Annotated in this window: 11 protein-coding genes and 1 riboswitch; of the genes, 5 read left to right on the top strand and 6 right to left on the bottom strand. The window is 66.0% G+C overall.

The genetic code is table 11. The features are described 5' to 3' along the window. Positions 1-139: 139 nt before the first annotated feature. On the top strand, positions 140-556 hold the full coding sequence (irr, locus tag ACP150_RS20265) for a Fur family transcriptional regulator Irr (protein ID WP_424968521.1): 417 nt from the start codon (positions 140-142) through the stop codon (positions 554-556). Between the two features lie 372 nt (positions 557-928). Here the strand turns inward: irr and metK are convergent, their stop codons facing one another. From metK to ACP150_RS20290, 5 genes are all read right to left on the bottom strand, one after another. After that, positions 929-2,113, bottom strand: coding sequence for a methionine adenosyltransferase (gene metK, locus ACP150_RS20270; protein ID WP_424968522.1), 1,185 nt, complete (start codon positions 2,111-2,113; stop codon positions 929-931). Positions 2,114-2,120: 7 nt separating this feature from the next. Next, a riboswitch (SAM-SAH riboswitch) is annotated at positions 2,121-2,169 on the bottom strand. A 35-nt stretch (positions 2,170-2,204) separates the two neighbouring features. Beyond that, positions 2,205-3,734 carry an apolipoprotein N-acyltransferase gene (gene lnt, locus ACP150_RS20275; RefSeq protein WP_424968523.1) on the bottom strand — a complete coding sequence of 510 codons (1,530 nt, stop codon included), beginning with the start codon at positions 3,732-3,734 and terminating at the stop codon, positions 2,205-2,207. A 15-nt stretch (positions 3,735-3,749) separates the two neighbouring features. Further along, the gene (locus ACP150_RS20280) at positions 3,750-4,661 is read right to left on the bottom strand and encodes a hemolysin family protein (RefSeq protein ID WP_424968524.1); all 912 of its coding nucleotides are present in this window, start codon (positions 4,659-4,661) and stop codon (positions 3,750-3,752) included. A 41-nt stretch (positions 4,662-4,702) separates the two neighbouring features. Then, on the bottom strand, positions 4,703-5,257 hold the full coding sequence (gene ybeY / locus ACP150_RS20285) for an rRNA maturation RNase YbeY (protein ID WP_424968525.1): 555 nt from the start codon (positions 5,255-5,257) through the stop codon (positions 4,703-4,705). Further along, on the bottom strand, positions 5,244-6,257 hold the full coding sequence (locus tag ACP150_RS20290) for a PhoH family protein (RefSeq protein WP_424968526.1): 1,014 nt from the start codon (positions 6,255-6,257) through the stop codon (positions 5,244-5,246). Before ACP150_RS20290 ends, ybeY begins: the two co-directional genes overlap by 14 nt. A gap of 400 nt (positions 6,258-6,657) precedes the next feature. Here ACP150_RS20290 and ACP150_RS20295 point away from each other — a divergent pair, with 400 nt between their 5' ends. After that, on the top strand, positions 6,658-6,945 hold the full coding sequence (locus ACP150_RS20295) for a TonB-dependent receptor (RefSeq protein ID WP_424968527.1): 288 nt from the start codon (positions 6,658-6,660) through the stop codon (positions 6,943-6,945). A 113-nt stretch (positions 6,946-7,058) separates the two neighbouring features. Here the strand turns inward: ACP150_RS20295 and miaB are convergent, their stop codons facing one another. Beyond that, a complete protein-coding gene (miaB, locus tag ACP150_RS20300; protein ID WP_424968528.1) occupies positions 7,059-8,375 on the bottom strand; it encodes a tRNA (N6-isopentenyl adenosine(37)-C2)-methylthiotransferase MiaB in 1,317 nt (438 codons plus the stop codon). 142 nt (positions 8,376-8,517) lie between these two features. Between miaB and ACP150_RS20305 the strand changes: the two genes are divergently transcribed. The 3 genes from ACP150_RS20305 (at position 8,518) to ACP150_RS20315 (ending at position 10,762) form a co-directional block, all read left to right on the top strand. Then, positions 8,518-9,417 carry a hypothetical protein gene (locus tag ACP150_RS20305; protein WP_424968549.1) on the top strand — a complete coding sequence of 300 codons (900 nt, stop codon included), beginning with the start codon at positions 8,518-8,520 and terminating at the stop codon, positions 9,415-9,417. Positions 9,418-10,036: 619 nt separating this feature from the next. Then, entirely contained in the window at positions 10,037-10,294 is a 258-nt protein-coding gene (locus tag ACP150_RS20310; protein WP_424968529.1) for a YjhX family toxin, read from the top strand. Between the two features lie 9 nt (positions 10,295-10,303). Further along, complete coding sequence (locus ACP150_RS20315) at positions 10,304-10,762, top strand: GNAT family N-acetyltransferase (RefSeq protein ID WP_424968530.1); 459 nt, start codon at positions 10,304-10,306, stop codon at positions 10,760-10,762. The last annotated feature ends 87 nt before the right edge of the window (positions 10,763-10,849 follow it).

Here is a 10,849-nt window from a genome sequence, read left to right on the forward strand (position 1 = left end):
GGGCGCCGCGATTGCAAGGGGCGGGGGGCGCGGCCCCGTGGCGGGGCCAAGGACCTGCGACCCTATTGCGAAGGGTTTGCAATTGATATTTGGCCCGCAGCCGTCATATAAGGGGGAGACCAAAAGGATGACGACGCCCATGCGCACCACACGTCTGGAACGGGGAACCGAATGGCTGGCCACAGGAGATGTGCGCCCGACCAAGCAGCGTGTCACGCTTGCGGCCCTTCTGGTGGGCGACGGGCATGACCGTCATGTCACCGCCGAAAGCCTTTACGCCGCTGCTCTGGAGCGGGGCGAGAAAGTCTCGCTGGCGACGGTCTACAACACCTTGCGGACCTTCTGCGAGGCCGGGCTCGTGCAGGAGATCACGGTCGATGGCTCCAAGAGCTATTTCGACACGCGGATCGACGATCACCCGCATTTCTACTGGGAAGATTCGAACCTGCTGACCGACGCGCCCGCCGAAGAGCTTGAAATCGCGCGCCTGCCGGAGATCCCTGAGGGGACCGAAATCTCCAAGGTCGATGTGGTGATCCGCCTGCGCAAGGCCTGATTTCTCGGCACTGGGTCCGCGTTTGGCGGGCCGACTTTCCTGAGCCAGACCGATCCGGTGGTGGATCACAGAAGGCCGAGGCTGACTCGACAGCGTCCAAACCGAGCGTACGCGGATCGCATGCCCCGACCCGTTCAGACCTCGCGCGCATTTCCCTTTGCACCCCCTGACTGACCCAAGCGCGCCACGCGCGCGGCAGCGGTGTGCCTAGTCCTGCGCGGCCCCGTCTCGCACGCCATCCGCCCCGACGCGGGTCCGCGCGGTCGGCCCCCGACCGCGCCCCCGATTGCGCCCCCGACGCACGGACCAGGGTCAATGCAAAAGGCCCCGCGTCTCCGCAGGGCCTTGTCGGATCGCGCCGTAACCTCTGGCTCAGACAGCGGCCTTGAGCGCGTCGACCAGATCGGTGCGTTCCCAGCTGAAGCCGCCATCCGCATCGGGCGCCCGTCCGAAATGGCCATAGGCCGCCGTGCGCTGATAGACCGGGCGGTTGAGCTGCAGATGCTCGCGGATGCCCCGGGGCGACAGGTCCATCAGCTCGGCCACCGCCCGCTCGATGGCGGATTCGTGGACCTCGCCCGTGCCATGGGTGTCCGCATAGATCGAGAGCGGCTTGGCCACCCCGATCGCATAGCTGAGCTGGATGGTGCAGCGATGGGCCAGCCCCGCCGCCACCACGTTCTTGGCCAGATAGCGCGCCGCATAGGCCGCCGAGCGGTCCACCTTGGTCGGGTCCTTGCCGGAAAACGCCCCGCCGCCATGGGGCGCGGCCCCGCCATAGGTATCGACGATGATCTTGCGCCCGGTCAGGCCCGCATCCCCGTCCGGGCCGCCGATCACGAACTTGCCCGTGGGGTTCACCCACCATTCAGTGCTGGCATCGATCCAGCCCTCGGGCAGCTCGGCCCGGATATAGGGTTCGACTACGGCACGAACATCCTCGGAGGTCATCTCCGGGTCCAGATGCTGGGTCGAGAGCACGATGGAGCTCACGCCCACGGGCTTGCCGCCCTCGTAGCGCACGGTGAGCTGGGATTTCGCATCCGGCCCGAGGGTCGGCTCGGCCCCGGATTTGCGGACCTCGGCAAGTTTGCGCAGCACCGCATGGGAATAGCAGATCGGGGCCGGCATCAGCTCAGGTGTCTCGTTGACTGCGTAGCCGAACATGATCCCCTGATCGCCGGCGCCTTCTTCCTTGTCCTCGGCCGCGTCCACCCCCTGGGCGATATGGGCCGACTGGGCGTGCAGCAGGTTGGTGATCTTCACCGTTTCCCAGTGGAATTTGTCCTGCTCATAGCCGATATCGCGGATGCAGTCCCGGGCGATGCCGTCGATCCGCTCCATGTAGTCCTTCAGGCGTGCTTGATCGCTCAGCCCGACCTCGCCGCCGATCACCACCCGACCGGTCGTGGCGAAGGTTTCGCAGGCCACGCGGGCTTCGGGCTCTTCGGAGAGAAACGCATCCAGAACCGCGTCGGAGATCCGGTCGCACACCTTGTCCGGGTGCCCCTCGGAGACGGACTCGGAGGTGAAGAGATAGTTTTGCCGCGCGGTCATTGAGGTCTGCTCCGTTCTAGTTACGTCGCCACGTCAGGAAGCCGTTGTGGCGACAGATCGCTTGCCGGGGTATCCCTCTGGACCAGAAGGGTCAATCGCGTTCGACAGGGCGCGCTGTCAAATAAACTGTACGCAACACCCCAAGGGCGAGCGCCAGCGACAACAGAATCGCCAGAGGCAGATCGCCCATGCGCGCATAGGGCGGCGGGGCGCTGCGCGGGGGCAGGGGGGCGTCCAGCGCGCCCAGCGTATTGAGCGGCAGATGCGCCCCCATGGCGCCGCGGCTGTCGATCACCGTGCTGATCCCGGTATTGGCCGCGCGCACCAGCGGCAGGCCCCGTTCGATGGCGCGGAAGCGCGCAAGGATCAGGTGCTGCTGCGGGCCCGCGAAGCTGCCGAACCATGCGTCATTGGTGATCTGCAGCATCCAGTCCGCCACCCGCGCCTGGCTCCGCCCGAAGTGCGGAAAGATCGCCTCGTAGCAGATCAGCGGCAAGGCCTGCCCCAGCGCGCCAAGATCCAGCAGGACCGGGCCGGGGCCTGCGTGAAACCCGCCGCCCTCGGTCACCGCGAGGCCGCGGATCCCCAGCCGCGCGGCGAGGTCGCCAAAGGGGATATACTCGCCGAAGGGCACGAGATGCGCCTTGTCATAGATCGCGCCGGGCCGCCCGTCCGGGTCGATCACCGCGAGGGCGTTGGTGGGGCCAGCGGGTGTCTGGCGCACCGCACCCAGCACAAGCGGCACGCCGCCCGCGGCCTCGGCCCCCTGGATCAGCAGGGGGCGCGCGCCGCCGAGGCGATAGGCGATCGCCGTTTCCGGCCAGAGGATCAGATCCGGCGCGGCGCCCTCAGGGGGCTGTGCCGTCAGGGTAAGCTGTCGCTGAAAGAAGAGCGGGATCATCTCGGGATCCCATTTCAGATGCTGGGCCGCGTTGGGCTGCACAAGGCGCAAAGTCGGGGCCTCGGGCGGGATCGCGGGGGCCGGGGGGCGCAGGGCGCCAGCCCCAGCCAGCAGGCCGATCAAGGCAAGGCTGCCCAGCAGGCCCGCGCCGGTCGCGACCGCGCGGCCCCGCGTTTGCAGGCGCGCGCCGAGGGCGAGCCCGGCAGAGAGCGCGGCGAAGGTCGCCAGGCCCAGCCCGTGCAGGCCCCAATAGGCCACCGTTTGCGCCGGGGCCGTGTCGATCCAGATCGTGCCGATCAGACCCCAGGGAAAGCCGGTGAAGATGTAGCTGCGCAGCATCTCGGCGAGGGTGAAGGCCAGCGCGAAACCGGCCATGGCCGCCCCGCGCGTCTGCAAACGCGCCGTGGCCCAGCCCGCGAGCCCCCAGAACAGCGCGAGCCCCCCGGCCATGAGCACCAGCGCGAAGGGCGCCATCCAGCCATGGCGGGGCACATCGACCAGAAACGGCTCTACGATCCAGTGCAGCGTCACCGCGAAATAGGCCACCCCCGCGCGCCATGTGCGCGCCGCGCGGGCCCGGCCCGAGCCCGGGGTGCTGACCCGCCAGATCATTCCCGCAAGCCCGATCAGGGCGGCGGGGATCACCCCGAACGGCGCCTGTCCAAGGGCGATCAGCGCGCCGAAAGCCGCGTCGAGCGCCCAGCCCCTGCGTCTGGTCATCGCCTCTGGTGCATCCTATTCGGCGGCGGCGGGGCTCAGCGCCCGTTCTGCCGGGCGCAACCGGATGCGCACGCGCTTGATCCGTCGCGGATCGGCATCGACCACCTCGAATTCCACGCCGCTGTCATGGGGGATCACCTCGCCGCGCACGGGCACGCGGCCCGTGAGCTTGAAGACCAGCCCGCCCAGCGTGTCGATCTCTTCCTCGGTGCCGGGCTCGATCAGGGCAACGCCCAGCTCTGCTTCGAGATCGTCGAGCGGGGCCTTGGCCTGAACCAGATAGACGCCAGGCTTCTCGCGCGACCAGAAGCGGTCCTCGGGCTCGTCATGCTCATCCTCGATCTCGCCGATCACCTGTTCGATCAGATCCTCGATGGTCACCAGACCGTCCGTCCCGCCATATTCGTCGATCACCAGCGCCATATGCATCCGGTCCTTCTGCATCTTCTGCAAAAGCACCCCGATGGGCATGGAGGGCGGCGCATAGAGCAGCGGGCGCAGCATCCCCTTGAGGCTGAATTTCCGCGAGGTCCCGTTGAACCCGAAATTCAGCGCCAGATCCTTGAGATGGACCATGCCGAGCGGGGTATCCAGCGTGCTGCGATAGACCGGCAAGCGGGTCATGCCGCTGTCGCGGAAGACCTGCACCAGCTCGGTCTGGGAAATATCCGAGGGCACGGCCACGATATCGGCCCGCGGGATGGCCACATCGACCACGCGCATGCGCCGCAGATTGCCGATGCCGAGCCCGGATGCCCGTGCGTCATTGGCCGCGTGGCCGCCATGGGCCTCGCCTGCGGGTTCTGTTTCTTCGGGGGAGGAGAACGCAGCCAGAATGCGTCGCAAAAGCGAGGGTCTGGCAGCTGTGGTTTCGTCGTTCAGCGCGCGCCGCGCCGCGGAAGACGATCCGTCAGAGGTGTCGGCCATTGATCCTTTCCGGTGTGATGCCGTAACGGCTTGATCCGAGACTATACCACAGGAGTTTCGTAAGGGTTAGCCATGTTTAGCATCGCAAGGATCTCGACCTCGAGACTCTCCATAAGCGTCGCATCCGGGTCGGTTTCGTGGTCAAACCCCAATAAATGCAGGGTCCCGTGCACCAGGAGGTGGGTCAGATGGGCCTCGAACGGCTTGTCGGCCTCGGCGGCTTCGCGCGCACATGTCTCATAGGCGAGGGCGAGATCCCCGAGCTCGGCTGCCATGGGATCCGCCGGATCGGGCAGGTCGGGCATCGCACCGGGGGTCTCTGCGGCGCGCTCTTCGGCGGGCCAGCTCAGCACATTGGTGGGGGTGGGCTTGTCGCGAAACTCCGCGTTGAGCGTGGCGATCCTTGCGTCGTCGCAGGCCAGGATCGAGACCTCGAACGCCCCGGCGGGCAGGTCGAGCCGGGTCAGGGTCGCGGTGACTGCCCGGGTCGCCAGCGCCTGCAGGTCGGGCGGATCCCAGTGCGGGCTCTCGACCGCGATCTCGATGACAGACGCCCCGGGCACAGGCCCCGCAGGGGTCGGCTCAGCTGGGGTCATCGGCGTCATAGGCTTCGATGATCCGGGCCACGAGCGGGTGGCGCACCACGTCCTTGGCGGTGAAATAGGTGAAGTTCACGCCCTTCACGTCGCGCAGGATCCGCTCCGCATCGCGCAGGCCAGAGGTGACGCCGCGCGGCAGGTCGACCTGGCTGCGATCGCCGGTGATCACCATGCGCGAGCCCTGGCCCAACCGGGTGAGGAACATCTTCATCTGCATCGAAGTTGCGTTCTGCGCCTCGTCCAGCACCACGAAGGCATTCGACAGGGTCCGGCCGCGCATGAAGGCCAGCGGCGCGATCTCGATCCGCTTCTCTTCGCGCAGCTTGGCAACCTGCTTGCCCGGCAGGAAGTCGTTGAGCGCGTCATAGAGCGGCTGCATGTATGGATCGACCTTCTCGTCCTGGGTGCCGGGCAGGAAGCCGAGCTTCTCGCCCGCCTCGACCGCCGGGCGGCTCAGGATAATCCGGTCCACATGGCCGCCGAGGAACATCGTCACGCCAACGGCCACGGCGAGATAGGTCTTGCCCGTCCCGGCAGGACCGATCCCGAAGGCCAGCTCATTGGCAAAGAGGCCCTCCACATAGGCCTTCTGCATCTCGGTGCGCGGCTCGACGGTCTTCTTGCGGGTCTTGAGCTCGACCGAGCCGCCCTTGAAGAGTTCCATCTGGTCGCCGGATTCCGGGGCGCTGTCCTCTTCGGGGATGCCGAGACGGATCAGCCCGTCGATATCCCCGGGCTCGGAGGACTTGCCCGATTCGACCCGCTGGTAGAGCGCGTGGAGCACGCTTTCGGCCTTGGTCTGGGCATCGGCCTCGCCAAAGACGGCAAGCTGGTTGCCCCGGCGCAGGATCTGCACGCTGAGCTGATGCTCGATCTGGGCCAGATTTCGGTCGTACTCACCGCAGAGATCGATCAGCACGCGATTGTCGGGAAATTCGATCAGACGCTCCGGGGCGGGCGGCTGGGGCGGTGGCGGGGTCGCAGCACTCAGGGCCAATAGGAACTCCGTTCAGGTGGGCCTGACCCGAGCGTGCCAAGTCGTGCGCGCGCTGGCAAGCGCACAATGCGCAAACGGCGAAAAAACCCCTTGTGCTGCGATCTCTGCCGGATCCCGCTGCGGCATTATGTACGGCAGGCTTTTGGCAAAGGCACACTTGCGCTGGCGGTTAATCTTTACTAAAACGCTCGGAAAATACCCATCATTGCGAGCTCGCTCGTTTGGATAGCCAGCAGGTCCCCTGACTTAGCGAGGTTTTCCATGGCGAAACTGCGTCGTCTCTTATGTTCCACCGCACCCTTGTGCCTGGCCTCTGCAGCCTTCGCGCAATCTGCCGAAGAGCCCGCGGTGGCAGAGCAGCGGAAGCACGACCAGTCAGACGCTGTTCTTTACACCTGGTGTGCCGGTCGCAGACCCCGAAGGGTTCATCGCCTTTCAGCCGGGCGGCATCGACGAGAACATCGCGGTGTTCATCCAGGCCCAGATCGAAACCTCCTTTGGTCTCACGATCATTCCAGGGATCCGCTATGAATGGGAGACCCTGTCTCCGGCCTCGAACAATTCGCGCTTTGACAGCAGCGATGAGGTCAAGAACGAGGCCTTCGCGTCCAAGCTCACGTTGATCTGCGAGCTGACCGACGATGCACGGGTGCGGAACATCTCCGTCAGCGTGGCCGTGAATTTTTGACCCAATTCATTTGACCCCAGAAGCTTAGCGCGACGTTCCCTCGCGACACCTTGAGGACGCAGTTTCGGACTGCGTCCTTTTTTTGCTGGGCGTGCGGGTGGGCCGGGCTCAGGTCAGGCCGCGTGGATCAGCGTGCCGCGCAGGGAGTTCGCGGCGCTTTCCTCGATGCGGACGCGGACCAGATCGCCGCGCGCCGCGTTAGGGGCCTCCACATGCACCGCATGGAGATGCTCGGATTTGCCGACCATCTGGCCGGGCAGGCGGCCGGGCTTTTCAAACAGCACCTGCGCCTCGGTGCCGACCTTGGCGTCCTGAATGGCGCGTTGCTGGCGGGTGAGCAGGGCTTGGAGCTCCTGCAGGCGGGCATCTGCGATCTCGGCGGGCACGTCTTCTTTCTCGGCTGCCGGAGTGCCCGGGCGTGCCGAGTATTTGAACGAATAGGCCTGCCCGTATTGCACGGCCTCGACCAGCGCCATGGTATCGGCGAAGTCCTGATCGGTCTCACCGGGAAAGCCCACGATGAAATCCCCCGAGAGCAGGATGTCGGGCCGTGCCGCGCGGATCCGCTCGATCAGGCGCAGGTAGCTCTCGGCGCTGTGCTTGCGGTTCATCGCCTTGAGGATCCGGTCGCTGCCCGACTGCACCGGCAGGTGGAGATAGGGCATCAGCTTGGCGCAGTCGCCATGGGCGGCGATCAGCGCGTCATCCATGTCATTGGGGTGGGAGGTGGTGAAGCGGATCCGCTCCAGCCCGTCGATCTCGGCCAGATCCCAGATCAGCCCGGCAAGCCCCTTGGCATGGCCGTGATAGGCGTTGACGTTCTGGCCCAGCAGGGTGATTTCGCGCACCCCACGCTCCACCAGATCGCGGGCCTCGGTCAGAACGCGCGCGGCCGGGCGGCTGACCTCGGCGCCCCGGGTATAGGGCACCACGCAGAAGGCACAGAACTTGTCGCAGCCCTCCTGCACGGTCAGGAACGCGGTCGGGCCACGCTTCGCCTTGGGGCGCGCCATGAGGTGGTCGAACTTGTCTTCCTCGGGGAAGTCGGTGTCGAGCGCCTTGGCCCCGGTCCCGGCTTTCGCGGTCAGGTCCGGCAGGCGGTGATAGGCCTGGGGGCCGACCACCAGATCCACCATGGGCTGGCGGCGCATGATCTCTGCGCCCTCGGCTTGGGCCACGCAGCCCGCGACCCCGATCTTGAGGTCGGGCTTGGCGGTTTTCAGCGGCTTGAACCGGCCCAGCTCGGAATAGACCTTCTCGGCGGCCTTCTCGCGAATGTGGCAGGTGTTCAGCAGGATCATATCCGCATCTTCGGCGCGGTCGGTCTGCACATACCCTTCGCCGCCCAGCGTCTCGGCCATCCGTTCGCTGTCATAGACGTTCATCTGACAGCCATAGGTCTTTATGAAAAGCTTCTTGGGATCGGCCATGGCGCGGGTCTCAGTGCTTTAAGGGAAGAGTTACGAAGCTTCGCATACACAAAGGGCACAGACCTTGCAATCGCGGGGCCGGGGGAACATCCTGCGGGATGGGCCTGCACCGCCTGATCCTGTGTGAGATCCGACCATGAAGATGGACCCGATCGACCTGACTGCGCCCGTGGCGCGCGCCGCTGCCCCGGATCTGGGGCGGTTTCTGGCCACGCGCGGCGAGGTGCTGACGCGGGGACCGGTCGCGCTGATCTTTGCCGAGGACGATGTGGAACTCGCCTCGACCCTCGCGCACCATCTGGATCTGGGGTTCCGGGCGCTGGTGCTGCTGGTGGCGGAGGCGACGCCGCTGCCGCTGGACCTGCCGGGGCGGGTGCATCCCGTGCGCTGGGACCGGTTCGACGCGGCCAGCGTGGCCGAGGCCGTCAGCGCCTTTGCCCGCGCGGCACCGGGGACGTGGTTCTATTACGGCTACAACGCCGAATACCTGTTCTTTCCCTATTCCGAGACCCGCAGCATTGGCGAGATGCTGGCCTTTCACAGTGAGGAGCGGCGCGATGCCATGCTCACCTATGTGATCGATCTCTATGCCGGGGATCTGGCCAAGGCGCCCTCCGGCGTTTGTCGCCAGAACTGCTACATGGACCGCTCGGGCTATTACGCGTTGGAGCGGTTGGGCCCGGACGGGCAACGCGCTACGCGGCAGTACGATTTCCACGGGGGGCTGCGCTGGCGGTTCGAAGAGCATGTCCCAGCCAACCGTCGCCGCATCGACCGGGTGGCGCTCTTTCGCGGCAAGCGGGGGCTGACCTTGCGGCCTGATCACATGTTTTCGGACCCGGAATACAACACGGTGTCCTGCCAATGGCACAACAACCTGACCGCGGCGGTCTGCTCGTTCCGGGCGGCCAAGGCGCTCAAGGCCAATCCGGGCAGCCGACATGAGATCCCGACCTTCTGGTGGCAGAATTCGGTGTGGTTCGAATGGAAGAGCCGCCAATTGCTCGATCTCGGGCTGATAGAGCCGGGGCAATGGTTTTGAGTGTGTGTTGGTCGCGTGCTGCTGGGCGGGGCGAGATCGTATCATAAAAAGGAGTGTGGCGTGGTGGCCTTGTCGGGACGGGGTCAGCGGACCCTCGTCTCTTTCGAACCCCTAACCTTCTGGGAAAAACCGTCTGGCCATAAAGCTGCCGTTGCGCGTGGTAGCGTGTTGTCTGCTGATTGGGATCCAGATGCTTGCCTCGGAAAGCCAGGTAGAGAGCCGTGGGTTCTCGGCTGAGGCGCGCGCCACGCTGGATGACGCGATGGGGGGCGGGGGGGCGCTGGGCTCTTTCTGGTCGTCGCGCCTGTGTTCGATAAGCTCTCGTTCAAATGGCCGTTCTTTGCGTTTGCGCGTATCCCGTTCCTGCTCGCTCTTTTGATGTCGACAGGTTTGGCGGGGCTTGCCTTGCTGTCCTGTGAGGGACGCGGAGGTCTTGACACAAACAACGTGTTTCGGCGATGAGGTTCCACCGGGCAATGGCCCGGCAACGGAGCTATTTATGCAAGAGACTGTCATCCGCGACTGAGCCCCTTTCCGAAGGTGCGCTCATGATCGTCCGACCGGCTGCCGCGTGACGCCAGCCGTGCGGCCTGTCTTTGCCTAAATCCCGAGAAGACCCATGAACATCTCCAAGCAGGAACAGCGTGTCCTGCATGTCCTCGCACAAGGCGGGGCCATTCATTTCGAGCGCGCCGAGAATGGCAAGGTGCGCGATGTCGCCTGCATGACCCGCGAAGGCTACCAGCTCGCCGATTGCAGCCTGCCGATCTTCGACCGGCTGAAGAAACGCCGACTGATCCGTTCCGTGCGGGGGCGGCCCTATCACATCACGCGCGCAGGTCTTGAGGCCGTGCGTGCGCAACTCGACAATCGCTAGGAGGTCACGATGACCGAACTTCAAATCACACCGACCGTGGCGTCGGATCTTGCCGCGCTGGCCCAGGTGGTGGACGCGACCGGGCTTTTTCCCTCCGAGTACCTGCACCCGCTCTGGGAAGAAGGGCAAGCGGAGGGACAGGTCTGGCGCACCGCAACCGAAGAGGGGCGCCCGGTCGGGCTGGCCTTTGCCGGGCTTGAGCCCCTGACCGAGGGCTGCTGGAACATGCGCGCGCTTTGCGTGGCGCCGGACCTGCAGGGCCAGGGGATCGGCCGGGCGCTGGTGCGCGACCTTGAGGTCGCGCTGGCGGGGAAAGCGCGGCTGCTGCTTGCGGAAACCTCGGGCACGGACCCCTTCGCCACGGCCCGCGCCTTCTACGCCGCGCTGGGCTATACACGCGTGGCCGAGATCCCTGAGTTCTGGGCCGAAGGGGATGCCAAGATCATCTTTGCCCGGGATCTGCGCTAGGCCGCTGCGTGATGCGCTGAGCGGTGGGCCCCCCCCCTACCAGGGGGGGGCCAGGCCCCCCCCCCCCCCCCGGGGGGCCCCCCCCCC

Origin of the sequence: Dinoroseobacter sp. S375, assembly GCF_049800775.1 — a bacterium.
In the GTDB taxonomy this organism is placed as follows: domain Bacteria; phylum Pseudomonadota; class Alphaproteobacteria; order Rhodobacterales; family Rhodobacteraceae; genus Dinoroseobacter.